Source organism: Allobosea sp. GW822-FHT05A11 (genome assembly GCF_058800455.1).
In genome coordinates this window covers 379,583-403,790 of record NZ_JBXAMI010000002.1, presented here as the reverse complement: position 1 = coordinate 403,790, position 24,208 = coordinate 379,583, and the positions used below count along the sequence as shown (strand labels likewise).

Genomic DNA, 24,208 nt, shown 5'->3' with positions numbered 1-24,208 from the left:
GTTAATCATGTGCCCTCCGAAGTATGAGCCGCGAGATCAGCTTGCGATCGTCGGGGCGGATGATGAAACCTATGAGTATGATTAAGTATAGTGCCGATATCGCGCCGGCCATTGCCGCGAGACTGATCCAATCGAGCGGTGGCCATTCGGCGGCAAGTGCCCTGCCAGCCAGCGCTATCCCAAGCACCGCCGCAGCTCCTCCCGCGAGCCGGGGCAGGAACGCCCACCAGTCCAAGCCGAGCACGCGTGCGGCGTATACCGGAAGGATGAGCGTGTTCTTCAAGGTCCAAACGATCGCGGCCGCCGCCGCGATGCCGAGCACGCCCCAGTTGGCCCAGAGGGCGAGCGCGACTGCCAGCCCAATGTTCACGACGCCGAGCACCAGCGTCACCAAACCCTGCTGCTTCACCTTGTTGTGCGCGGTGAGGAGGTAACCGATTGGCCGGCCCGCCAGATTCACCGCCAGATGAGCCACGAGGACTGCCAGGAGCGTGTCGAGTTCGGCGAAATCCGGCCCGAGCCACAAGGACAGGAGTGGACGGCCGAGTCCGCAGAGGAGCCCGACCGGCAGGGCCAGCCCGAAGGCGAGAAAGCCGACGGCGGATTCCAGCAGTCTGCGCACACCCGTGACATCGCCGATGGCGTAGCGGGCCATGATCATCGGGCTGAAAATCGGTATGACCACCTCGGCCAGCGTGTGCATGAGCACCGCGAAAGCAAGCAATGCGCCGTAACGACCGGTCATGGTTGAACCGAACAATGCGTTCACGATGAGGAGGTCGACCTGCATGAGCAGCAGCATTCCGGCCGTGTTCACCGCCGACCAGGCGCCGAAATTCAACAGCGGCCGGAAGTGGTGGGGATTCACATCTGCGAGATGCAGGTGCAACTGCGGGGTCAGCCGTCGCCACGCGATCACGCAACTACCCAGGCCGAGGAGGGCGGAGGCGATCAGGCCGAGGCCGACATGCAGGAGGCTCGCCGGCCAGACAAGGAAGCACAGGGCCACGACCCCGACCCTGCTCAAGGCAACCGCGGACCGAATGGCGTTGCGGACGTCGAACCGGTGAGTGATCAGGCTCGATGCGTCGAAAGGGCTTCCGACGAGGAATGTCAGGGCGGTGAAGAAGGAGCCCGCGAGCAAGAACCGCGCCGCGCCCTCGAGGTCCGGCGGCACCTCGAAGAGTTGGGGAAAGAGCCAAACCGCCGGGACCATCGGAACCAGCAGGAAGCAACTGACCGCGATCGTCAGCATCACGGCACTGTTGAACGTCCTTTGCGCGGCGGGCAGATTTCCGCGGTTCAGATCGATCGCCAGGTTGCGGTAGATCGCACCGTTCACCCCCTCGCATACGATCATCGCGAACATGACCAAGGAGGACGACAGGGGAACCATCCCGTAGGCTGCAACCCCGAGATGCTTCAGCAGGAAAGGGATGTACCAGAACATGATGCCGGTGTTCAGCACGACGTAAACGAGGCTGCTGCCGATGTTGACGACGAACCGCCCGCTGGCCTCGTCACGCGGCGGGGCGGCTGCGTGCGCGTTCATCGCCCCCTCGCTAGCCGCGGTCATGACGACGCTTCGACAGCCAGGGGCCGCCTTCCTGTGCGCTTCGATCGTCGGCCTCCTGCACTAAGGACGGGATCAGGAGCAGGGCGAGCATCACGATGAGGCTGGCGTGGTTTTCCAACCCTCCCGCCTTGAGCCATGTGGACCCGTACGCCGCCGTGGCTCCGATCACGGTCAAGTAGTATCCGTCCGGACAGGATGGAGAGAGCAACCAGCAGGAGCGGGAGCGCACGAAACTCCGTATCGCGGATCCGATCACGCAGACGTAGATAATCAGCCCGACCAGACCCGTGTCCACACCGACCTCGAGAAACGGCTGGTGGCTGGGCAGATCCGTGCGGTGGTTGACCTCGCTGGTCAGCGACGCGATGTAGGGGTGCAGCCTGAAGGGGCCGTTGCCGATCCCGGCTCCCATCAGCAGATGGTCGCGCATGAACAGAAGGCTTGCTTCCCACAAGACAGACCGTCCGCCGAGCTCGCCGCCCTCTCCTTCGACAGCCCTTTGAATGAGGGTGTCGAAGAGGAACGGGGCGAAGAGGAACAGGCAGAGAATGAGCGCGACGCCGCCGACGGCCCATTTCCGCGCGGGTTTGAAGAACAGCAGCATCAGCAACAGGAGGCCGACCGAAATCGCGCCTCCTCGCGATCCGCTGAGTGCGATCAACGCCACGGCGCAAAGCATGTAGGTTATTGCCAGGATGAGCATGGACCTCCGGCGAGGCCCGTCACTTCGCATCACCGGCCAGATGACCCCGGGAAGTGCCATGATCAGCATGACGCCCAAGGTATTCTCATTCATGTTGAAACTTTTCAGCCTGGTTCCAAACACGAAATCGGTGAACAGGGCCGTATAAACCCCGCAAAGGATCATGAGCCAGCCCATCAAGCTCAGCATCCGCATGAAGTGGTCTACTGCCGGCAGCGATCTCACCTCGTTGCAGATCAAAAACAGCAGGATAAAGCTGAACGTCCAGGCGATCAGCTTGCGGCGACCTTCGACGAGATCCGGCGCCCAGAGCAGCGTCACGAGCCCCCATGCGATGTACAGCGCGAGGAGAAGGCAAGTGGGGTTCCATTTGACCGTCTCGCTCCCGCTCAGCGCCCGGACGAGCCAGATCCCAAGAGCTGCCGCGACCGTGCCGTTGCTGGCGAGCATGTAGATCCCCTCCACCCGAAGGTCCCCTGGCGGCAGCAGCAGCACGAACGCGGCCAGCAGGAGCGCGGCAAGCGGGTTTCGCAGCAGCAGCAGGCCGATCGTCGCCACGACGGCCAAGCCGATGAGCATTACGGGGATGGATGGGTTCCTCAAGATCAGGAGCGCGAGGGCAACGAGCGACAGGAGACCGGCTCCGCCGACCCAGGACGCGACATGCACGAGCGATTGCCGCGCCGTTCGGGCCGTCACCGCGTAACCTCCCGAGGCGGCCCGCCGGTTCCGCGCGGTGCACGGCGGCGGGGCATGTCCACGGCGACGGGCACGTAGCCGAGGTGAGCCGCCAAGTCATGGTGGCGGGCCACAAAGACGCGCGTGCTCTTGCCCGCTTCCCGGTTCATGGCGTCGACGTTGTATCGTCGTAGCCAGCGCAGCAGGAGCTCAAGCACAGGCTTGGCGCGGATGGGCATCAGCCGCTTGGGCCGGGTACCTGCTTGGATGACAGCTTTCATCGCCGGCCTCCTCTCGCTGCGATCGAAACCCTACGTCGGCCGGGCTTCGCAGTCTTGATGAGGATCAATTCGCTGAAAGGTTCTGCCAATAGTGTCCGGAAGTCGGGAAGCACAACTCGAAGCCGACGGCACCGCCGAAAGGCACGAGATCGGAAAGCGCATCTCTGACGCAGTGGGGCCCCCACGACGGTAGGGGACTAATGGGGCAGAAGCAGATCTTGTTGCCGGAGATCGACCTTGATGTCGTCGATGTCCAGGCGGTCGCGATAGCGGCCACCCCTCGAGGCGAAACGATGATCAGCCTTGAGATGTCCGGCGGCCAGATCATGAATTTGATCTTCTCGCCAGCGACGCTCGCCCAGCTTGAGGCCATGCTCGACATAGCGAACGAGGCTCGCGCCAGGGAGCGCCCGATCCAGTAAAGGCAGGCGCCCATGTGCGTGCGGCCGGCAGCCAAGCACGCCTCTGAGAGGAGATCTGAACCGCGCCGGGTTCCCGGAGGCGGTTCACAGCGACTGACCAGCTTTGCTTTGCCGCACCGACGGATCAGTGCGACCGAGGCCATGTCATCGCGAGAGCATTTTCGAGCGCAGCAGACACCGGTTCGCGTGAAGAAAAGGTCTCCGGAGTGGGTTCACTGCACCGCTGCTGTCGCAGCATCCTCACGCCGGAACACGACTTCGACGGTGTCGCCCGGCATCAGCTCGGTGTCCTCGGACGCGGGAATGCGATCCCAGTTCGTTCGAGCTTTACGGATGATCGTGACGCCCGGCCGCGCGACGTTGGCGCCCGTTTCGAGGACGACCATCTGCCCAAGCACACGAAGCTTCTCTGTCGCGCCGTCGAGCCGCGCTTTCAGTTCGGTCATGCGCAGCTGAGATTCCCTGCTTTCGCGTAGCACGTCGAGGCGCCTCTGGGTGTCGACCTTGTCCAGGCGCCAAAGGAGTTCATCCCGCTGTTGCTTGACCTGGGTCAGGTTGGCAATCGTCTGAAGACGCCTTGTCGACGACAGCAGGACGGCCCGGCGACTGTCCGTGACGCGCGGGCTCGGCAAGCTGCCAGTGCCGAAGAGTTTGTTCACGCGATCAAGCTCTGCCATGTCGGCTTGGAGGCCGCTCTGCTCCCCCTGCACCTGCGTGGTGAGAGTCTCGATCTGCTCGCCGGCCTGTCGCACCATACTCTCCAGATAGGCCCGCTCGCTCTTGGTTTCCTTGAGGCGAACCTGCAGATAACGGGTCTCGACGCGCAGAAAGTCGGCAAGCGAAGCGGCCGATATGGACAGGTACCCGAGGGGCTGTTCCTTGATCGTTTCGGATCCATCGAGTTCCGCGGCAAGCCGCCAGGAGACAACATGCTCCTTGGCCAGCGCGCTTGTCGCCGTTCGGTATTCGCGCTCCGCCTCCGCGATCTCGACGCCTGACTGCCCGGGACGGCCCCGTACTGTGCTCGGGCCGCCTGAGAGAGCAATGGCATGGCGCGCCGTCATCTGTGGCCGGTAGGCGTACTGCCCCGGGTTGAGCACGTCGCCGCTCACATAGATGGGCCGGTACTCGACGACTGCCGTGGTGACATCGCCGGGCTGAAGCAACACGATCCGCTCGCGCCCGTCGGGCATTCGCTGGCGGAGGATTTTTGCTGCGAAGGCTGTCTCGACCCGGTCCTGCAGCACCTGCGGGGCCGATCCTGCCGCCATCACTGCCCCTAGCATTGGGATGATGATGGTTCCGTCGGGCTGCACCGGCATACGCTGCCGCAGCTCCGGCATTGGCGCGACGGCGATTTCGACCACGTCGCCGGGCGAGAGCAGATATTCAGCGCGGCAAGCTCCATGCGTCCAGAGCAAAGCTATGCCGGCCATGAGCAGTGTCGCTGCCCAGCCCTTGCGCGCAGATGGATGTCCCATCGAGAGCCTCGTATCGGTTCTGGAGCCGGCGCCGCGCGGCGGTCCAGGCAGGGCGGTGAGATCAGGTCATGAAATTGCTCTGCGAGCGCACCCGGCCCATCGCGAGGCGGGTCCGCCACCATTCGGTGGTGCGCCCGATGCCCTCGCGCAGGCCGGTCCGTGGCTGCCAGCCCGTAACCGCCGCGAAGCGGCTGCAGTCCGCCAGAAGCGCACGCACTTCCGAGTTGGCAGGTCGCATCCGGACGCCCTCTTGGACCACCGGTTTGGAAGTGCCGGAGAGTTCGAGCACCAGGTCGATCAGGTTGGCCACTGTCACGCCGTGCTGGCTTCCAGCATTGTAAGCTCGGCCGAACTCCAGATCCGGGGATGATCCCGCCATCAAAAAGGCAGCTACGGTGTCTTCCACGAAGGTGAGGTCGCGCACCGGCGTCGTGTCGCCGACCCGTATGACGTCGCAGTTCGGATCCAGAGCCTGCCGGATGAGCGTCGGAATGATCGCCCGCTCGCTCTGCCGCGGACCAAATGTATTGAAAGGACGCAGCGTCACGACAGGCAAACCGAATGACCGGGCAAAAGCTTCCGACATCATGTCGGCGCCGATCTTGGATGCCGAATAGGGAGATTGGCCCTGCAACGGGTGCTCTTCCGAGATCGGCATCTTCAACGCCGTTCCATACACCTCGCTCGTCGAGGTATGGACGATCCGCTCCGTCCCACTCTGGCGGGCAGCTTCGAGGACGTTCAGGGTTCCGAGGATATTCGTTTCGACATAAGTCTGCGCGGCGGCGTAGGAGTGCGGGATGGCGATCAGCGCTGCGAGATGGAAGATGATGTCTTGACCCGGCACGACGCGCGAGATGAAGGCCGCGTCGCGGACATCGCCGCGGACGAGATCGAGCCGGCCTTTGGTCGCCTCCGGGATTTCGTCCAGCCAGCCATGGCTGTCGAAGGAGTTGTAGAGGGTTAAAGCCGTGACCCTGGCGCCGCAACTCACGAGCGCCTCGGTGAGATGCGAGCCGATGAAGCCGTCGGCACCCGTCACAAGCACCTTTGCACCATCATAGGACATGGCATGACCTCCTGGACTGGATATTCTAGGCTTGCGCCGGCTCAGGCGCGGCGTTCGACTTGCCTGAGGCCTGCGCTCGCGACCGAGGCCCAGCCGCAGATCGCCAGGAAGCTCCTGATCATGATCACGACATCCGATGCGAGGCTTCTGCTGCGGAAGTAGTCAAGGTCGATGCGCGCCTTCAGCGGAAACACGACGGTGCGATAGAACTCGTTGACGTCGGCGCCTTTCGGGAAGGCGGCGGCCTCGTTCCGGAATATGATCTGGCACGGGCCGACGAGGCCGGGCTTGTATCTGAGCAACTCTTCCCAGCCGTTATCGAAGCAATCCGCGAAAGCAAGGCTCTCCGGCCGTGGTCCGACGATCGCCATGTCGCCCTTGATCACGTTCCAGAACTGCGGCAACTCGTCGAGCTTCGTCTTCATAAGCAGGCGCCCGACCTGGGTCATCCGAGGGTCCTGCTCGAGCGTCAGCGGGCAGCCTGCCTGGCCGGCGTCTGCATGGAACTTCCTGAACTTGTACATACGAAAACGCCGGCCGCCCTGTCCAAGCCGAGTTTGACAGAAGAGCGTTGGCTGCCCGGATTCCAGCCATATGGCGATCGTTATGAGCAGCATGAGCGGCGCCAGCAAAAACAACGCAGCGCCGGCTAGCAGAATATCGGCGGCTCGCCTGAGCCATGTTTGCGCCGTTTCGGCGACCGGCAGTCCCAAGAAGCCTTGTCCGTTCATCTGAAGGAACTCCTCAGCCACTTGCGACGTTGGCGTGCTTGCTTTTGTCTCGCATTACGAACGCAGCCGGCGGAACGCGCTCGCCAAGCGCGTCCGCAAGTGCCGATGTAACTCTTTCGACATCATCGAGCCCCATGCGCGGATGCAACGGCAGCGTAAGCTCATGATCGGTGAAGGCCTCGGTCCGGGGAAGATTCACGTCTGGATAGAGGCCGCGATAGAAGGAAAGACGATGGATTGCCGGATAGTGGATCGTGGTCTGGATGCCCTTCGCACGTAAGTGATCGATCACATCCTGACGGTCGGAAGAAGCCGGCAGCACCACCGGCATGATGTGATGGACGGAAGGTTGCCGCGCTTCGAAAGGGATGGCGACGCTGGGGCAATTCTCACCAATGCGCCGCCGATAGGACTCCGCCAGGATCTTCCGTTTCGCATTCCACTCTTTAAGGTGGCCGAGCTGGACGAGGCCGATGGCGGCCCTCAACTCGTCGAGCCGGTAGTTGAAACCGAGCATCGTCACATCGTAGATCGGCGTCCGGCTGGAGCGCCGCTGGAAGGTGCCGCTCGTCAGCCCATGCCCTCGCGCACGCCGGATGGTGTCGAGCAGGGAGGCATCGCGGGCGAGGACCACCCCGCCTTCCGCCGTCGTCATGTTCTTGTTTCCGTAGAAGCTGAACGCCGCGGCGTCGCCGATTGCACCGGCGCCCGGAAGCCCGGAGGCGTGAGCGGCGTCCTCGATCAGCATCAGGCCCCGCTCGCGCGCGAAGGCCTGCCATGGCTCGGGATCGACCATGTATCCTGCGAAATGAACGAGGATGACGGCTTTCGTCCGGGGCGTGCATTTGGCGGCAGCGTCCTGGATGGACATCAGCGGCTGCGCCGAAGACTCGATGTCCACGAAGATCGGCGTGCCGCCGACATAGAGGACGCAATTCGCCGTCGCCACGAAGGTGAGGGCGGGCACGAGAACCTCGTCGCCCGGGCCGATCCCAAGAGCATGCAGGATGAGATGCAGCCCGGCTGTGCAGGAACTCACCGAAACAGCGTCGTCGGCTGCGTGCGCCTCGGCGAAAGCGCGCTCGAAACTGCTCACCCGCTCGCCCATTGTAATCCAGCCGCTGTCGATGACATCGGCGAGAGCGGCCTTTTCTTGCGATCCGAGGATGGGCTCCGAGACGAGAAGCATGGGCTCTGCTTTCATGTACTCTGCTTTCCTGACGAGTGTTTCGGGCGTCCTACGGAGTTGTGGCGTTAGCTGGCCACTGCGAGCAGCGAAGGCGCGCGCTCTTCCCACTTGATGTCCTGCGCGTTGTGGAAGTCCTCGACGCGTCCGATGTCGAGCCAAAGCCCCTGATGCTTGAAGACGTGGATGGGAACGTCTTTCTCGAGCAAGCAAAGCGCCAGGTCATCGAGACCAAAGGGGATGCCCGCGGGGATGTACTTGATGACATCGGGCTCCATGCAATAGACGCCCATGCTCACGCTGTTGGACAGCGTGGGCTTCTCCGTGAAACTCGTGATGCGGTTTTCCAGATCTTCGATGATACCGAAATCCATACGGGTGGATCGGACCGTCGTGGCGATCGTCAGCGGGCCGCCATGCTTGCGGTGCGCCAACCCGAAGGCTGGAAGGTTGAGGTCGGTCAGCACGTCACCGTTCAACATCAGAAAGGTGCCGTCCAGATGCTCCCGCAGCAGCGTCAGCGACCCAACGGTGCCCAGCGGCTCGACCTCTTGTGAGTAAGTGATCTTGAGGCCCCACTGCTGACCGTCGCCACAGAAGCTGCGGATCAGGTGACCGAGGTAGCCCGTCGTGATGTAGACGTCCTCGATGTTGTTGCGGCGAAGCCATCGAAGCAGGAGCTCGAGAACTGGCCGCGCCCCTATCGGCATGAGCGGCTTCGGAAGAACGGATGTGTAGGGCATCAAGCGCGTGCCCTTGCCGCCTGCTTGAATGACTGCCTTCATGCCAGCCTCCTTCAATGGAGCATGAAGGCTAGGCGCGCTGCCACAACTCGTCTTGATTTCGGTCAACTTGCAGCTGACTGCGCCGCAATAGCATTCGCTCGACAGCTAGCCCGCTTTGCGACGCCAGTTCGATGAACGAAAGCAGAGTCGATCAGCATGAGTCAGAACCCAGGCGAGTTCATCCCGATCGGGAGGTTGTCCAGTCGCGCAGCCCTCGGGGCCGACACGCAGCCGTCCCTGCCGCCAGAGCAGATGTTCTACGAGATCATCAATCTCGTTCGTCGACGCAGGCTTTTCATCGCGAACGTTGTTTTGGCCGGCACGCTTCTGACCGGCGTCGCTGCCTTCGTTGTTCCCCCCGCTTATACGGCCACCGCGCAGTTCATGTTTGAGCCCACCCAAGCTCAGATGGCGGCCGGCCTGCTTGAGACCGTCGTGGACACGCACATCGCGACGCTCACGTCGGACGCCCGCCTGCGCGACGTGCTGAAGGCATTGCCTGACCTGCCGCAGTACAAGGCGGTGTCGGCGCGTGCCGTGTCCCAGATGGCAAACCCGACGCTGGGGGATCGGCTGCGGGGCTCGCTTGTCGCAATCGGGAAAGGCCTCAAGAACGTCGTTCTTCCGAGTCCAAATCCTCCGGAGGCCTTGCAGGCTGCCAACGGGCTGCCAAGCCTGGACGCCATGAAGAACTCCCTTCTTGTCCGGCAGGAACGGCGCTCCAACGTGATCTCGATCAGCTACAGGGACGTCGACCCCGAAAGAGCAGCGATCATCGTCAATCAGGTCGTACAGACGCATGTCGATCGCTTGACGGATAGGATGCAGCAGCAGGCGGACGCGCTTCGAACAGGGCTGGACAATCGCCTGATCCAATCGCAGGCCGAACTCGAAGCCGCGGACGAGGCGCTCCGGGCGCACGTCTCGGCGCACGGAACGCCAAGCGCGGACGCAGCAGCGGGTGAGCTGACCGCTGAGACGTCCCGTCAGCTGGAGTTGGCGCGATCCGAGCTGTTGCGCCGGCAGGAGCGACTCGAGCAGGTTCGAAAGCTGCAGCTTTCGGGGGCACCGCCGGAAAAGATCGATGCGCTTCTGCGTGAACCTCTGGTTGGCACTCAATTCGCGCGCGCCGTCGCGCCGATCACGGCGCCCGAAAGCCAAGCCGATGTGAACTCCGGAACGATAGCAGCCAAGCCCACAGTGTCTGGCGCGGACTCCGAGCAGCGCGTGCAACGTCTGGAGCACGATGTCGACGTCTTCCGCTTGCAGGAGCACTCCCTCGCTGAGCGCATTGCTTCGCTGCAGGCCGCATCCGGCGCCGACCTCGCTCAGCGTCGCGAGCGGCAGACTCTCGAAAGGCGTGCTGCGACGGCTGCCGATGTCGTCCGGGATCTCCAACGTCAGCAACAGCAGCTGAAAGATCCGAGCTCGACGGGAGTTCAGATCCTGGCTCAAGCTTCGGTACCGCAGCGCCCGAGTTCGCTCAGCCCTTACCTCTACATCTCGGCCGCGATGATCGCGTTCGCGGCGCTCGGAGGGGGGGCTGCTTCCGTTCTGGAGCGCATGGATCGCAGCTTACGAAGCGAGCGTGAGCTCGCGACCACCCTGGGAATCGGGTGCATCGGCCTGGTCCCGGAGCCCGAAGAGGGGCGGTACAATGGCCGCTGGCGGCTGCCCGAATGTCCGTCTCCGCCCTATGACCAGGCGATCGAGGCTGTCGCTGCGGTGGCGCTCGAGGTCATTCAGCATCGGGGCGATGGAAAGATCCTGGCAGTCACATCCAGCGGACCGGGCGAGGGAAAAACGGCGTTGGCGGTCGGTATCGCGGCGTACGCTGCCCGCTTTCAACGACGGGTGCTGCTGATATGTGCCGACGCTCCGCGCCAGGACGTGAAACTGACCGGCCTCAGCAGCGAAACGAACCTGGATAGCGACGTCTCGGCCCAACGCGCTTCGTTGGAAATCCGTCGCGACTCCGCTCTCGGGTTCGACTGCCTCGCCCTCGATGAGATCGGAGATGCCAACACGGCTTCGCTTGTCGGCAGTCAGCTCGCAAACAGCCTCGACAAACTGCGTGACCGCTACGACTACATGATCATCGCCGCGCCGGGCGTTTTTGAATCCGCCGGTATCCGCATTCTCGCGGCACGGGTGGACGGCGTTCTCTTTGCCGTCCGTTGGGGTAGCACCCGCCGCGATGTTGCTGCAAACGCAATCGAACTGCTGATGAAGCCCGCGCTGCTGAGCGGTGGACCAAGGCCTAAAATCTTCGCTGTACTCACGCGTGTGAACCTGAAGGCTCATGCCGGCTACCGTCGGGGCGACACAGGAGAGTTCCTCGGGAAACGCCCGCAGCGCTCCGGCGGCGCCGGCCTGCACGTCTCATAAGTGAGGTCTTCGTGATGTGCCGGCCTTGGTGAACGCATGTTTCATGTCATGTCCCAGATTGGCGAGCTGCTGGCACCCTCAAACGCAATCGCGATGCTGGGGTTTCTCGGCCTGATCGTCATGGTGGCGACCCCTTGGCGACGCGTGGGGCTGGCGCTGGCGGGGGGCGGTATTTGCGGGATCCTGGCGGCTGGGCTCCTGCCCCTCGGCAACTGGGCGATCTTTCCGCTGGAGCAACGTTTCCCTGCTTTCGTCGACGACGGTCGCCCCATTACCGGCATTATCGTGCTGTCGGGCGCGCTGGAGTTGACGAGGTCCGCGGCGCGGCACGAGTTCGCGGTCAACGGCGCTGCGGGGCGCCTTTTCGCCTTTATGGATCTCGCGCGGCGTTATCCAGGTGCGCGGCTGGTCTACTCCGGTGGCAATTCCAGGATCCGATCGCGGTTGCCGCCGGAAGCATGGACGGCAACCGAGTACCTGAAGACAATCGGGCTGCCCGGGGACCGTCTGACCATCGAGCCTCGGTCCCATAACACCTGGGAGAATGCGCGCGAAACTCGGAATCTCGTGCGGCCTGGCCCAGGCGAGCGTTGGCTGCTCGTGACGTCCGCCTGGCATATGCCGCGGGCAATGGGCAGCTTCGAGCAGGCAGGTTTTCCCGTGATCCCTTATCCAGTCGACTTTCAGACGAATGGAGCCTGGGATCTTCGGCAGCCTTTCACCGTCGTCGGTCAGGGCCTTCAGCGTCTGGATCTCGCCGCGCGGGAATGGTTAGGTCTGATCGGATATCGTCTGAGTGGCCGGACTGGCGCCTTGTTCCCGGGGCCTCGTGCCGAACCGAAGTCCGGCGAAGCGAAACTCCCACTAACGAATTGATGAAACGGGTCTCATCGACAGCCGGCGGTCGCCCGGCGCGAGACGATCCGGACGGGAACCTGACCCCGCCTCCCACTTGGCGCAAAATCGAGGCCGGGGGGAAATTCCGTGTGAAACGGACGTGGCAAGAATCCCAAGGCGTCATTCTGTTCGGCGAAGATTTCGTCCCCGGTGCCCACGCGACTTGATGCCGGTCAAGTGCTCCACAAGGTCGTTCCCGTTAACTCAGGCTCGGTCCGAGATTCGCAAAGCCGGATGTCGGTCATTCGCCTGTACCGAGAAAGTCATGTTTCCGTCGCCCCGATCTTCGACAGAGCGCGGGCGTGAGCAGGCGCCGACCGCCGTCGCGGTGCTCACCAGACTGGCAGCCGCTCAGCTCTCCGCTCAGGGCATCGATCCCGAGCCGCGGATGATCGAGGCCGGGCTATCTCCTTCGCTCTTGGACAATCCCGACGAGCGCGTTCCCGTGCGTCGGCAAATCGCGTTCCTCAATATCGCGGCCGACGAACTGGGCGATGATCTCCTCGGCTTTCACCTCGCGCAGAGCTTTGATCTGCGGGCGCTCGGCTTCGTTCACTACATCATGGCCTCGGCCGAAACCCTCGCGGAGGCTCTGGCTTATCAGGAGCTGTATGGGGTGTTCGCGAACGAGGCCTTGAAGATCCGCGAAGGCAGCGGGGAAGGGGTATCCCTTGAGCTTAGCTATGTCGGGGTTGAGCGGCACCTCGATCGCCACCAGGCCGAATTCTGGCTGACGACCACGTTGCGACAATGCCGCTTGTTCACTGGCCGCGAACTCGTGCCGACCTCGGCGTCGATGGTTCATTCACGCCCGGGCCGGGTCGCCGAGATGGAACGCTACTTTGGCCTTCAGATCGACTTCGGCGCGGAGCTGGACCTTCTGGCCTTCGCTCGGGACACCAAAGAACTGCCTCTGACGACCGGTGATCACTTTTTGAAGGAGCTCCTGGCAGGGCTGCATCGGAAGGCGTTTCCGTATTCTGCTGGGGAAGCCGGCTCCCTGCGCACCCGGGTCGAGAATGCGATCATGCCGCGGCTACGACATGGGACGCCAAAGGTCGAGGCAATCGCCCGAGACCTCGGTACGAGCGCCCGCACCCTGACGCGTCGACTGGCTGATTTGGGCATCAGCTTCAGTGAGGTCCTCGACGAACTGCGCTACCAACTCGCGGTGCAATATCTCCGCGACGGAACGTCGACGGTTTCGCAGGTGACCTGGCTACTCGGATACCGCGAGCCGAGTGCTTCCGTGCGGGCCTTCAAGCGATGGACTGGCAAGACGCCGACGGCGTTTCGACGGGAGTTGAAGCGCGGCGCCGGCCGATGAGTGGCGATGCGGCGCATTGTCCCGAATCGCACTTGGCTTGAAACTCAACGGATATGGCGGGTCAGGCCAAGACGGCCGCGCATTCATATCCTATGTTTGATTCGGCTGCCGGAGATCGAGGCAGCCATAACTCCGCTCCCTGGAAAACGCCCAGGGCAACCCATGCCGATGGCTACCCAATAAATGGAATCGTAGTCGCGACGATGCGGCTGCTATTTCGCCATGCGAGGGATGCTTGACGTCGTGGCGCATGCCTGACTCGTCAGCATTCAACAATCAGCAAGCATGGCTTGTGAGTTTGCTGATGTTCGGTGTCGGGCAGCGTTAATCACCCGATGTCTCCTCGTCCGCTTAAGCGGGAGTCAATCCCATAACGCGGCTCACTGGCCCTGCATCTGCGGGGGTGGCGAGCTTTTTACTGATCAGGGGCCGGAGGCACGTCGAAGCGACGTGGCGCCGGATGTTCCTCTGTTGAGAAAGGGCGCTATGACTATCTTCTACGTTTCACCCACTGGCTCCGATAGCCAGGCCGGCACTCTCGACCGGCCTTTTGCCTCCCTGCAATATGCCCACGATCTGGCAAAGCCGGGCGACACCATCTATCTGCGGGGTGGCGTCTATAGCCTGAAAGATGGCATCCAGCTCACGAATGACGGGGAAAGCGGCCGGCCGATCACGGTCACGAACTACCCCGGCGAGAAGCCGATCCTGGACGGCTCGCACATGACGTCGAGCGAGTACTACGGGCGCTCTGGCGCCGGCGGCTGGGTGCTCGATGGGTCGAGCATTTCCTGGAACAACATTTCCGGGCTGGAGGTTCGCGGCGGGCCGATGGGCGGCATCGTGATCCGTGACGAGTCCCACAACAACATCATCGAGCGGCTCGACGTGCACGACAACGGCCGGCTGTCCCAGTGGGAAGGCAAGGGCGTCTCGCTCTTCGGGGCTGCCTCGAACAATGTCCTCCAGAATATCGATTCCCACGACAATCACGACCTGCACGGCGACAACGCTGACGGTTTCCAGATCAGCGTGAGCGGCGCCGGTAACGTCTTGCGCGGCAACCGCGCCTGGAACAACTCCGACGACGGCTTCGATTTCTTCAACATCCAGAATGGCACGAAGGGCGCCGGTGTGCTCATCGAGGGCAACTGGGCTTTCCACAACGGCTACGACGCCTCGGGCAACGCTCAGGGCGATGGCAACGGCTTCAAGCTCGGTGGCCAGAGGCCGGGGGGCGGCGCCGAATCCGGTGGTCACACCGTGATCAACAACGTCTCCTGGGGCAATCTGGCGAACGGCTTCGACCAGAACGATGCCACCATCGACAGCGTTCTCCAGAATAATTCGGCCTACAATAACGGGGCGTATAACTACGCCTACTGGTCTGGCCACAACAGCTTCGTCAACAACCTCTCGGCGGGCAGCGGCAAGATCGCGGTCTCAGGTGCCGGAAGCGCATCGAACAACTCCTGGAACTATACCGCCCCGACGAGCAACGACTTCGTCTCCCTCAACGATGCGGGTGCGCGTGGCGCGCGTGCTGCCGACGGCTCGCTTCCCACGACGGACTTCCTTCACCTCTCATCCGGCAGCGCGCTGGTCGACAAGGGCAAGGATGTCGGGCTCTCCTATGCCGGGAAGGCTCCGGACCTCGGGAGCTTCGAGAGCGGCATGGCGACGGGTTCCAAGCCCCTACCCGATAATCCTGGTACGGGAACCCAGCCCGACACCCCTGTAACCAAGCCTGACACCCCCGTAACCCAGCCGGACAATCCTGCAACCAAGCCGGACAATCCTGTCGAGACAGCCAAGGTTTTCGGAACCGACAAGGCCGACAAGATGGTCGGCACGAGCGGGAATGACTGGATCCACGGGAATGCCGGTGCGGACGTCATCGACGGCGGTGCAGGAAACGATACGCTTCTCGGCGGCAGCGGAGCCGACAAACTGATCGGCGGCCTGGGAGCCGATACGATGTCGGGAGGCGCCGGGCGCGACACGTTCATTTTCCGGTCGGTATCAGAGAGCCTTCCGGGTGCCGGCAACCGGGACGTGATCCAGTGGTTCGAGCGCGGCGCGGACAAGCTCGACCTCAGCCTGATCGACGCCAACACTGCCGTCCGGGGAGATCAGGTCTTCCACTTCGCCGGCAAGACGAGCGTGGTTGAGGCAAACTCGGTGTCCTACTTCCATAGCGGCCACCATACCATCATCCAGGGCGATGTGGATGGGGACGGGCACGCCGATTTCCAGATCGAACTCAACCAGGCAATCAACCTCAGCCGAGATCACTTCATTCTCTGACAGGATTGATCATCACCATTATCCCGGCTCGCGCCCGCGCGAGCCGGTCAAAAACGGCCTCCCGTGGCTTCCAGGCTCGGGATAGCGAAAACGACCAGGATGACGCGCCGCCTCGAGCCGGAGCGTCCAAGCGCCTGAATGGCTGGTGCGGAGTGCCACCGCCAAGAATCTTGCTCGGTGGAGTCGCCGATCTTGAGCGGCGCACCTTTTCCTTTGAACCGACGAGGCTCCATTGCTTCATCTCCTCCCGGCCCGCAATCTCCAGCAGACCGCTTCAACTTTTCTCGTTCAGGGCGCCGTCGCGCTGAGGGCATACGGACGTGCGCTTTTCAGGCGCCTTGCCAGCCTTTCGCCTCCCGCCCAGGGCGTGACGCGTGCGCACGCAGGACGAGAGAAGATGGTTGCTTTCGGCATTCGTCTAGGAGAGACGCTCGCGCGGTCTCCGCTTACCGCGGCTATCTCCCAATGGCGCGGAGCATTTGTGGCGATCGCGGTCCTGAGTGGGGCCCTGAACCTGCTGACGCTCGCCAGCTCGCTTTACATGCTGGAGATTTACGACCGGGTCCTGCCGAGCCGCAGCATTCCGACGCTCGTGGGCCTCACGCTGCTGATCGTCATGCTGTACGTGTTCTACGCGCTCTTTGACATCCTGCGCGGTCGCCTTCTGTTGCGGATCGGCTGCGCTCTTGACGAAGGGCTGAATGGGAAGGTCTTCCAGGCGATCCTCTCGGGGCCGCTCCAGGCCAAGAATGCTGGCGAGGGCCTGCAGCCGATGCGCGACCTTGACCAGGTTCGCGGCTTCCTGTCAGGCAGCGGGCCGGGAGCGCTGTTCGATCTTCCCTGGATCCCGCTTTACCTGGGCCTGTGCTTTCTATTCCACTTCTGGATTGGCGCTACGGCGCTCATCGGCACCATCGTTCTGGTCGCGCTAACGGTCCTTACGGAGCGGCTCACACAAAAGCCGTCGACGGCGGCGAGCGGGGCTGCCGCCCACCGGATTTCCATCGCAGAAGTCGGGCGGCGCAACGCCGAGGCCGTCCATGCGATGGGCATGGGCGGCGAGATGGGCGCGCTCTGGAAGGTGGTCAGCGACGAGCATCGGCGTCAACACCAGCGCGCCGCCGAAGTTGCAGGGGGCTTTGCCTCAACGTCCCGAGTGCTGCGCATGCTGTTGCAATCGATCGTGCTGGGCGTCGGTGCCTACCTCGTCATTCAGCAGGAAGCGACGGCTGGCATCATCGTGGCGAGCTCGATCCTGACCTCGCGCGCGCTCGCTCCCGTCGATCTTGCCATCGGCAACTGGAAGGGATTTGTCAGGGCGCGCCAAGGGTGGGGCCGGCTGAAGGAGATGTTCGAAGCCCAGCCGTCTCAGGCGCCTGCGCTCGCGTTGCCTGCTCCGACGGAACTGATCACCGTCGAGGCTGCGTCCGTCTCTCCGCCCGGCGGGCAGCGCCTGACCGCAGCCAATGTCAGCTTCGCGCTTCGGGCGGGGCAGGGGCTCGGCGTCATCGGGCATAGCGCGTCCGGGAAATCCTCGCTTGCCCGCATGCTCGTTGGTGTATGGCAGCCCCTGACCGGCACCGTCCGCATGGATGGCTCTTCTCTGCGTCATTGGCAGCCGGAGGAGCTTGGGCATCATGTCGGTTATCTCCCTCAAGAGGTCGAGCTCTTTTCAGGTACCGTTGCCGCCAACATCGCACGTTTCCGCAGCGACGCGACGGCCGAGCGCATCATTGAAGCCGCCAAGGCGTCGGGCGTCCATGAGCTTATCCAGCGCCTGCCGGAAGGCTATCAGACCCAGATCGGCGAGCGCGGAACGGCTCTTTCGGCGGGGCAGCGGCAACGCATCGCCCTTGCGCGAGCTCTCTACGGGAATCCCTTTCTGGTTGTGCTCGACGAGCCGAACTCGAACCTTGATGCCGAAGGCGAGCAGGCCCTGACCGACGCCATCTTCCACGTTCGCCGAAGGGGCGGCGTCGTGGTGGTCATCGCCCACCGGCCGAGCGCCCTGACAGCGTTGGATCAGGTCCTCGTGATGGCGGAAGGACGAGTCCAGGCCTTCGGTCCCAAGGACGAGGTGCTTTCCACCAGTTTGAAGGCGGTGCCGAAATCCGCTGGCATTTTCGATCGCGCAGCGAGCAGAACCTGATGGAGCTTAGAATATTGGACGACGTCTCTCACCCCACGCGGCTTTCGATCCAGCGCCATGTTCTGGCGGTCGGAATCAGCCTTGGAACCCTGCTGATCGGCGTGGGCGGATGGGCTGCGACAACCGAGTTTTCAGGCGCGGTGGTCGCGCATGGTTCGCTCGTTGTCGAGTCGGAAGTGAAGAAGGTGCAGCACCCCACTGGCGGGGTCATCAGCGAGTTGCGCGTCCGGGACGGTGACCGCGTCAAAGCAGGCGACGTCATTATCCGCCTCGACGAAACCGTGACGCAGGCCAACCTCGCCGTCGTGAGCAAGGCTCTCAACGAGGCCCTCGCGCAACAAGCGCGACTGGAAGCCGAGCGCGACGGAGCTACCGAAGTCGCCTTTCCCCGCGAGCTGTCGACAGCAGCAGAAAGATCGCCGGATGTCGCAGCGCTCTTAAGCGGAGAGCGCAGGCTCTTCGAGCTGCGAGGGACAGCGCGATCGGGCTTGAAGGCCCAGCACCTCGAACGCATCGGCCAGATGCGGGATCAGATCCGGGCCTTTTCGGAGCAGATCGTCGCGAAGGACCGCGAAGCCAGCCTCATCGCGCAGGAGCTCGAAGGTGTGCGCGACCTTCATAGCAAGAAGCTCGTTTCGATCACCCGATTGAACGCCCTGGAGCGGGATGCTGCACGTATCACCGGCGAGAAAGGCACCCTGGTCTCATCAGTGGCTCAGGCCAAAGGCAGGATCACTGAGACCGAGCTACAGATCCTTCAGATCGATGAGGATCTTCGTACCGAAGTCGGCAAGACGCTCGCCGATCTTCGTGGCAAGATTTCCGAGCTGGTTGAACGGAAAGTCACAGCGGAGGACCAGCTCAAGCGCGTGGATATCCGGGCTCCCCAATCCGGCACTGTGCACCAGATGGCGGTTCACACAATTGGCGGCGTCGCCTCTCCGGGCGAAACCTTGATGCTGATCGTGCCCGCCTCTGATCGCCTGACGGTGCAGGCGAGGGTGCGACCTCAGGATATCGAGCAGGTATACTCCGGGCAGCGCGCCGGGTTGCGTTTCTCGGCCCTCAACCAGCGGACCACGCCCGAGATCGAGGGCGAAGTGTCCCGCGTATCTCCCGATCTCACCGTCGATCAGCGGACTGGGCAAGACTTCTACACCCTTCGCGTCGCCATCCTGGACGGCGAACTCGCACGGCTCCAGGGGGCCAAGGTCGGGCCGGGCATGCCCGTCGAGGTTTTTGTGCGCACGCAGCAGAGGACGGTTTTCTCGTATTTCGCCAAGCCGCTTGCGGACCAGATCGCGCGAGCATTCCGGGAGAGATAGGCGCCGATCCCTCAGAGGCGAACGCGCTGTTCTGATCGGCGGGGAGTTGCTTCGCAGACTCCGCCCCAACGTCCCCTGCCGGGTCCTCGACCCCACATCAGCCATCGACCCGGCGTCGAAGGCAGGCCGGTTCACGATCGCACCGGTCATCCGTGTTCTTGCCAACGATCAAGAATTTTTTCTTGAGATCGGCTCGACTACGGACTTGGTCGCAATGGATGCTGAAATTTCCTCGGGACATACTGGGAGACGCACATGCTAGGTGTGACAACCCTATCGAAGTTCGCGTGCGATGATTGTGGCAGCATCTCCGTCATTCTTCCTACGGAGCTCATCGACTCGGCTCTTGTACGGTGCAGCGGCTGCGGTCGCGATTACGGTCGCTGGGGAGAGTTCAAGCAGGAGGTAGACCAAATCATCTCCGCAGAACCACGTCGGATGAACGGCAACAACCATCACTTTCAGGTTGGTTTGGATTCTTAGGACGACGATTTCCGAGATGCATGACTGCAGACGGTGCTCTTGTTGCTGATTCCATTGCGCTTTCCGGGATGGAAGACGGCGATCGCACATCGTTCTTTCTGCCTCGGCGCGGCTCTCGCCGCGATGGGCATCGACATCGCGCATGGTGGCGACGTCGACCGGGGTGCCGGTCTGCTGAAGCCACGTCGAGATCGCCTGCGCACCGCGGCGCCTCCGCATCGGCAGGCTCGCGCGGGATCGTCTCGAGGTTGAACCAGCCCGAAAAGCATCGCCGATCGGGCTGGATCGAGAATGTCTTCAGGCCACCCTGGGAAGGTCTGAGAAGCGATCAGCCACTTCGGCATAAGCCTGAACGACGTCTGCCGCGCCATCGCTGCCCGTGGCCGGGGGGTGTGGCAGGCGGCGGAAGATTTCGTGTTTGACGAAATAGCGCCACGTTACCGGAACCTCGGCCAAGATGCGCGTCAGAGCTGCGTAGCGCTGCGGTGTCCAGACGGCCTCGAAGGCTTTCCGACCAGCGCCATGGCCGAACTCGGCCGTATCGGCGTCGCTGCGCAGGCTCTGACGAAGCGAAGCCGTGGCGGTATCGTCGAGCGTGCCTTGTCCGGTGACGACCACGCCATAGTCGCTGCGGGCCCGTTCGGACGAAACCAGCCCGCTGCGGATATCGGCAAGGACCTTCCCGGCCGGGCGGTCGAGCGGTGAGCCGTAGCCCCCGGCACCCGGCCCCTGGATCAGGATGATGTCGCCCGGGTCGCATTTCACCACATCCTGCGAGCCCAGATCGATCGCCTGAGGCGTGCCGGGGTTCTTGATGAAGCGCGATACGGCGCCGGCTCGACCGCCGCGCAGGCCCCAGGCGGAGAATACCGAGCGGTCGCGGTTGCGCGCCGTCACCATCGATTGCGGCTGGTCGAGCTGGAACTCCATTTCCAGGCCGGTCCCGCCGCGGTATTCGCCCGGTCCGCCGGAATCGGGGACGAGGCCGTAACGGCGGATTTGAACCGGGATCTCGGCCTCGCTGATCTCCACCGGAGTATTCTTCAGGAAGGACAGATTGGCGCCGCTGCCGTCCGCCCCGTCGCCGATCGCGCTGCCGCCGGCGCCGCCGCCGACCGGGCCGATCGAGGCCATGATCGGCTGGCCGGCTCGCGTGCTGGTCTTGACGTTCATCAGCGTCACTGCGCTGCCGGGCGAAGCCGGCATGCGGTCCGGGAGGGCCCGGCAGAAGGCGCCGATCGTTACGGTCTGGGCGAGATTGCAAAGCAGGCTGCGCATGCCGACGGCGGCCGGCGCCACCGCGTTGACGACGGTGCCCTCCGGCAGGATCGCCCGTGTCGGGCGCATCAGCCCGGCGTTCAGCATCATCGTCGGGTCGAGGCAATAGAGCGCGTAGACGGTGCCGACCGTCACCAGTGCGTGGCGCTCCTTGCCGCCGGTCGGCATGTTGAGCGAGGAGGCGAGCTGCGGGTCGGAGCCGGTGAAGTCCACCGTCAGCGTATCGCCATGGACCTTCAGCGTGACGGCGACGCGCACCGGATAGCCGCCGGCCTGGTCCTCGTCGGCATAGTCGGCGAAGAAATATTCGCCGTCCGGAATCGCGCTGATCACGGCGCGGGCCTGGCTGTCCGCATAGTCGAGCAGCTGGTCGAGGCCGGCGACGAAATTCTCCTTGCCGAAGCGGTCGAGGATTTCGTGGACCTTGCGCTCGCCGACATTGGCGCAGGCGATCTGGGCGTTGAGGTCGCCCCAGTTCTGTTCCGGCAGGCGCACGTTGTGGGCGATGATGTCGAGCAGGTCCTTGTTGAGCACGCCGCCGCGCATGAGCCGCATCGGCGGGATGCGCAGGCCCTCCTGCTGGATCTCCGTCAGGGTGCGCGACAGGGTCGCCGGCACGGCGCCGCCGACATCGGTGTTGTGGATATGATTGCCGACGAAGCAGACGATCTCGCCGTCGCGGAAGACCGGCTTCCACATGTGGATGTCTGGCGTATGGGTCGCGACATGGCCGGCATAGGGGTCGCTGGTGATGCAGATATCGCCCTCTTCGTAGTCGAAGCGCCTGATCACGTCGCCATAGTCGAGCCCGGTGTACCAGGTCGCGCCGAAGGTCTTGGGCGAGGCGACGGTCAGGCCGTCGCGGGTGAGCACCTGGCAGGAGAAGTCCTCCGTCTCCTTGACGAAGGTCGAGTAGGCGGTGCGCATCAGCGTCCAGCCCATGCTCTCGGCGGCCGCGGCGCAGTAATTGGCCAGGACCTGCAGCGTGGTCTTGTCGAGTTTCACGGCTGGGTCTCCGGAACGATGCGAAGGTTGGCGTATGCGTCGACGCTCACGGTCATGTTCGGTGGCACCACCGTGGTGCAGTCGTCCTGGGTGACGACGGCGGGGCCGGCGAAGCTCTGGCCGGGTTTCAGGTCGACGCGGGCGAAGACCGCGACGCTGCGCAGTGCGCCGTCGAGCCAGACCTCGGCATGGCGTCGCGGTGCGGCGGCTTCCGAGACCAGCGCATGGCGCTTGAACTCTGGCCGGGCAGTGCGCCCGCTGATGACGAGGCGCAGCGAGATGATCTGAACGGCCGCCGTCGGGTCGCTGTGGCCATAGACCCGCTCATGCTCGGCATGGAAGGCCTGCGCCATCGCGGCAGTGTCGCCGGCTGCGACGGCAGCCGGATCGAGCGGAGTGTCGAGCTCGAAGGACTGGCCGCGATAGCGCATCTCGGCGGAGTAGAGGAGGCGGCTCTCGCCGGCATAGCCCTGGTCGTTATGCAGCCAGATCCGCGCCTTGCTTTCCAACGCGGCGAATTCGTCGCGGATGGTCGCGCCGGTCGCGGGCAGGAGATCGCTGTAGAGCGTCTTGATGAAGTCGTTCTTGATGTCGGCGATCAACCCGCCCAGCGCGGAGAGGACGCCGGGCGTCGGCGGCACCACCGTCTCCCGCATGTTGAGCTCGCGCGCCAGGAAGCAGGCCATCATCGGGCCGGCACCGCCGAAGGCGAGGCAGGAGAAGTCGCGCGGGTCGATGCCGAAGCGGGACACCAGCGCGCTGACATCGGTATACATCCCGGAGACGGCGATGCGGATGATCGCCTCGGCGGTCTCCTCGATGCTGCGGCCGAGCGTGGTCGCCAGCTCGCCGACCACGGCGCGCGCCTTGGCGCGGTCGATGGTGACCGCGGAATAGCCGATCTCCGAGAGGCCGACGAGACCGAGTGCCGCGAAGGCGTCGGTGATGGTCGCGCGCTCCCCGCCGCGGCTGTAGCAGGCCGGGCCCGGGCGCGAGCCGGCGCTTTCGGGGCCGACCTTGAGTACGCCCTGGCCATCGACCCAGGCGATCGAGCCGCCGCCTTCACCGATCGAGGAGACCGATACCGAGGGGATATAGATCTGGAACTCGCCGATCAGCTCGCCGACGCCGTATTGCGGCTGGCCATCGACGATGACGGCGACGTCGGCCGAGGTTCCGCCGATGTCGAGGCTCATGCAGTGTTTGATGCCTGAGACCTCGGCGACATAGGCGGCGCCGATGACGCCCGATGCGGTGCCCGACAGGATCATCTGCACGCACTCGCTCTTGCCCTGCTCGGCGGTCATCACGCCGCCATTGGACTTGGTCAGGCGCGGCTCGGGCGCGACGCCGGCCGTCTTCAGCGCCGCCTGCAGCGAGCCGAGATAATGCGAGACGCGCGGCTGCACATAGGCGCCGATCGTCGCGGTGATGGTGCGCTCGTATTCGCGGATGATCGGCCAGGTTTCGCTGGAGGCGAAGACCGGGATGTCCGGCGCCAGGCGCTGCGCGATCGCCTTGACCGCTTCCTCATGCGCCGGATTGCGGTAGGCATGCAGCAGTGAGACGACGATGCCCTCGCAGCCGGCGGCCCTGGTGGCCTCGACGGCACGCGCGACGCTGTCCTCGTCGAGCGGACGGTCCTGCGTGCCGTCGGCGCGCAGGCGGCCGCCGATGCCGAAGACACGGCTGCGCGGGATCAGCGGGGCCGGGCGCTTCGAGAGCAGGTTGTACATGTCGGGTATCTTGAGGCGCGCGACTTCCAGCACGTCGCGAAAGCCCTCGGTGGTGAACAGCGCGAGCTTCAGCCCCTTGCGCTGGATCACCGTGTTGATGCCGACCGTCGTCCCATGGGTGAAATAGGAGATGTCGGAGGGCGCGATGCCGTAGCGCTCGCCGATCAGCCTGAGGCCTTCCATCACCTCCGCGCCCGGTTCGTCGGGCCGCGAGAATGTCTTCAGCGTTTTGAGGCTCTGCGTCTCCTCGTCGAACAGCGCGAAGTCGGTGAACGAGCCGCCGATATCGACGCCCACGCGGTAACCCATGGAATCCTCCAGATGGTCTCGGGGTGCGAGCGTGCGCTCCGGCGCCACGCTCGCGGATCAGGTCGGGCCGCCTGAACGGCGGCCCCGTGGCG

18 protein-coding genes are annotated in these 24,208 nt (G+C 63.8%); 7 read left to right on the top strand and 11 right to left on the bottom strand.

Features of this window, described 5'->3' with window-relative positions; all coding sequences use genetic code 11:
- Position 1: 1 nt before the first annotated feature.
- Genes AC1RLU_RS07260 through AC1RLU_RS07250 form a run of 3 tightly spaced genes read right to left on the bottom strand, consistent with a single transcriptional unit; the run spans position 2 to position 3,238 of the window.
- Entirely contained in the window at positions 2-1,552 is a 1,551-nt protein-coding gene (locus AC1RLU_RS07260; protein WP_492794730.1) for a lipopolysaccharide biosynthesis protein, read from the bottom strand.
- Between the two features lie 10 nt (positions 1,553-1,562).
- Complete coding sequence (locus AC1RLU_RS07255; RefSeq protein ID WP_492794729.1) at positions 1,563-2,978, bottom strand: O-antigen ligase family protein; 1,416 nt, start codon at positions 2,976-2,978, stop codon at positions 1,563-1,565.
- Complete coding sequence (locus tag AC1RLU_RS07250; RefSeq protein WP_492794727.1) at positions 2,975-3,238, bottom strand: hypothetical protein; 264 nt, start codon at positions 3,236-3,238, stop codon at positions 2,975-2,977. The genes AC1RLU_RS07255 and AC1RLU_RS07250 overlap by 4 nt, the downstream gene beginning before the upstream one ends.
- 221 nt (positions 3,239-3,459) lie before the next feature.
- On the opposite strand from AC1RLU_RS07250, the gene AC1RLU_RS07245 reads away from it, so the two are divergent.
- Entirely contained in the window at positions 3,460-3,660 is a 201-nt protein-coding gene (locus tag AC1RLU_RS07245; RefSeq protein ID WP_492794725.1) for a hypothetical protein, read from the top strand.
- A 212-nt stretch (positions 3,661-3,872) separates the two neighbouring features.
- Here AC1RLU_RS07245 and AC1RLU_RS07240 read toward each other — a convergent pair whose 3' ends face one another.
- The 5 genes from AC1RLU_RS07240 to AC1RLU_RS07220 form a co-directional block, all read right to left on the bottom strand.
- Complete coding sequence (locus AC1RLU_RS07240; RefSeq protein ID WP_492794723.1) at positions 3,873-5,096, bottom strand: polysaccharide biosynthesis/export family protein; 1,224 nt, start codon at positions 5,094-5,096, stop codon at positions 3,873-3,875.
- A 106-nt stretch (positions 5,097-5,202) separates the two neighbouring features.
- Complete coding sequence (locus AC1RLU_RS07235; RefSeq protein ID WP_492794722.1) at positions 5,203-6,210, bottom strand: SDR family NAD(P)-dependent oxidoreductase; 1,008 nt, start codon at positions 6,208-6,210, stop codon at positions 5,203-5,205.
- A 41-nt stretch (positions 6,211-6,251) separates the two neighbouring features.
- A complete protein-coding gene (locus AC1RLU_RS07230) occupies positions 6,252-6,941 on the bottom strand; it encodes a sugar transferase (RefSeq protein ID WP_492794721.1) in 690 nt (229 codons plus the stop codon).
- Positions 6,942-6,954: 13 nt separating this feature from the next.
- Positions 6,955-8,130, bottom strand: a complete 1,176-nt coding sequence (locus AC1RLU_RS07225; protein ID WP_492794720.1) for a DegT/DnrJ/EryC1/StrS family aminotransferase — start codon at positions 8,128-8,130, stop codon at positions 6,955-6,957.
- 65 nt (positions 8,131-8,195) lie between these two features.
- The gene (locus AC1RLU_RS07220) at positions 8,196-8,912 is read right to left on the bottom strand and encodes a nucleotidyltransferase family protein (protein WP_061963551.1); all 717 of its coding nucleotides are present in this window, start codon (positions 8,910-8,912) and stop codon (positions 8,196-8,198) included.
- Positions 8,913-9,164: 252 nt separating this feature from the next.
- Between AC1RLU_RS07220 and AC1RLU_RS07215 the strand changes: the two genes are divergently transcribed.
- From AC1RLU_RS07215 to AC1RLU_RS07190, 6 genes are all read left to right on the top strand, one after another.
- Positions 9,165-11,300 (top strand): GumC family protein, encoded by a 2,136-nt coding sequence (locus AC1RLU_RS07215; protein WP_492794718.1) that lies wholly within the window; start codon positions 9,165-9,167, stop codon positions 11,298-11,300.
- Between the two features lie 48 nt (positions 11,301-11,348).
- Positions 11,349-12,176: a YdcF family protein gene (locus tag AC1RLU_RS07210; protein ID WP_492794716.1), complete on the top strand. Its 828-nt coding sequence runs from the start codon at positions 11,349-11,351 to the stop codon at positions 12,174-12,176.
- 286 nt (positions 12,177-12,462) lie between these two features.
- Positions 12,463-13,524, top strand: a complete 1,062-nt coding sequence (locus AC1RLU_RS07205; RefSeq protein ID WP_492794714.1) for an AraC family transcriptional regulator — start codon at positions 12,463-12,465, stop codon at positions 13,522-13,524.
- A gap of 486 nt (positions 13,525-14,010) precedes the next feature.
- Entirely contained in the window at positions 14,011-15,831 is a 1,821-nt protein-coding gene (locus AC1RLU_RS07200; protein WP_492794713.1) for a calcium-binding protein, read from the top strand.
- A gap of 397 nt (positions 15,832-16,228) precedes the next feature.
- Positions 16,229-17,980 carry a type I secretion system permease/ATPase gene (locus tag AC1RLU_RS07195; RefSeq protein ID WP_492794711.1) on the top strand — a complete coding sequence of 584 codons (1,752 nt, stop codon included), beginning with the start codon at positions 16,229-16,231 and terminating at the stop codon, positions 17,978-17,980.
- Between the two features lie 14 nt (positions 17,981-17,994).
- The gene (locus AC1RLU_RS07190) at positions 17,995-19,305 is read left to right on the top strand and encodes an HlyD family type I secretion periplasmic adaptor subunit (protein WP_244492676.1); all 1,311 of its coding nucleotides are present in this window, start codon (positions 17,995-17,997) and stop codon (positions 19,303-19,305) included.
- A gap of 273 nt (positions 19,306-19,578) precedes the next feature.
- Here AC1RLU_RS07190 and AC1RLU_RS07185 read toward each other — a convergent pair whose 3' ends face one another.
- The 3 genes from AC1RLU_RS07185 to AC1RLU_RS07175 form a co-directional block, all read right to left on the bottom strand.
- Entirely contained in the window at positions 19,579-20,007 is a 429-nt protein-coding gene (locus tag AC1RLU_RS07185; RefSeq protein ID WP_492794709.1) for a hypothetical protein, read from the bottom strand.
- A 78-nt stretch (positions 20,008-20,085) separates the two neighbouring features.
- Complete coding sequence (locus tag AC1RLU_RS07180) at positions 20,086-22,071, bottom strand: hydantoinase B/oxoprolinase family protein (protein WP_492794707.1); 1,986 nt, start codon at positions 22,069-22,071, stop codon at positions 20,086-20,088.
- Entirely contained in the window at positions 22,068-24,116 is a 2,049-nt protein-coding gene (locus AC1RLU_RS07175) for a hydantoinase/oxoprolinase family protein (RefSeq protein ID WP_492794705.1), read from the bottom strand. The genes AC1RLU_RS07180 and AC1RLU_RS07175 overlap by 4 nt, the downstream gene beginning before the upstream one ends.
- Positions 24,117-24,208: the final 92 nt, after the last annotated feature.

Bases quoted from the DNA above. Each gene is read 5' to 3' on its own strand.
- AC1RLU_RS07260 (WP_492794730.1), bottom strand. From the start codon at position 1,552: ATGAACGCGCACGCAGCCGCCCCGCCGCGTGACGAGGCCAGCGGGCGG.
- AC1RLU_RS07250 (WP_492794727.1), bottom strand. From the start codon at position 3,238: ATGAAAGCTGTCATCCAAGCAGGTACCCGGCCCAAGCGGCTGATGCCC.
- AC1RLU_RS07240 (WP_492794723.1), bottom strand. From the start codon at position 5,096: ATGGCCGGCATAGCTTTGCTCTGGACGCATGGAGCTTGCCGCGCTGAA.
- AC1RLU_RS07235 (WP_492794722.1), bottom strand. From the start codon at position 6,210: ATGTCCTATGATGGTGCAAAGGTGCTTGTGACGGGTGCCGACGGCTTC.
- AC1RLU_RS07230 (WP_492794721.1), bottom strand. From the start codon at position 6,941: ATGAACGGACAAGGCTTCTTGGGACTGCCGGTCGCCGAAACGGCGCAA.
- AC1RLU_RS07225 (WP_492794720.1), bottom strand. From the start codon at position 8,130: ATGCTTCTCGTCTCGGAGCCCATCCTCGGATCGCAAGAAAAGGCCGCT.
- AC1RLU_RS07220 (WP_061963551.1), bottom strand. From the start codon at position 8,912: ATGAAGGCAGTCATTCAAGCAGGCGGCAAGGGCACGCGCTTGATGCCC.
- AC1RLU_RS07215 (WP_492794718.1), top strand. From the start codon at position 9,165: ATGTTCTACGAGATCATCAATCTCGTTCGTCGACGCAGGCTTTTCATC.
- AC1RLU_RS07210 (WP_492794716.1), top strand. From the start codon at position 11,349: ATGTCCCAGATTGGCGAGCTGCTGGCACCCTCAAACGCAATCGCGATG.
- AC1RLU_RS07205 (WP_492794714.1), top strand. From the start codon at position 12,463: ATGTTTCCGTCGCCCCGATCTTCGACAGAGCGCGGGCGTGAGCAGGCG.
- AC1RLU_RS07200 (WP_492794713.1), top strand. From the start codon at position 14,011: ATGACTATCTTCTACGTTTCACCCACTGGCTCCGATAGCCAGGCCGGC.
- AC1RLU_RS07195 (WP_492794711.1), top strand. From the start codon at position 16,229: ATGGTTGCTTTCGGCATTCGTCTAGGAGAGACGCTCGCGCGGTCTCCG.
- AC1RLU_RS07185 (WP_492794709.1), bottom strand. From the start codon at position 20,007: ATGCGGAGGCGCCGCGGTGCGCAGGCGATCTCGACGTGGCTTCAGCAG.
- AC1RLU_RS07175 (WP_492794705.1), bottom strand. From the start codon at position 24,116: ATGGGTTACCGCGTGGGCGTCGATATCGGCGGCTCGTTCACCGACTTC.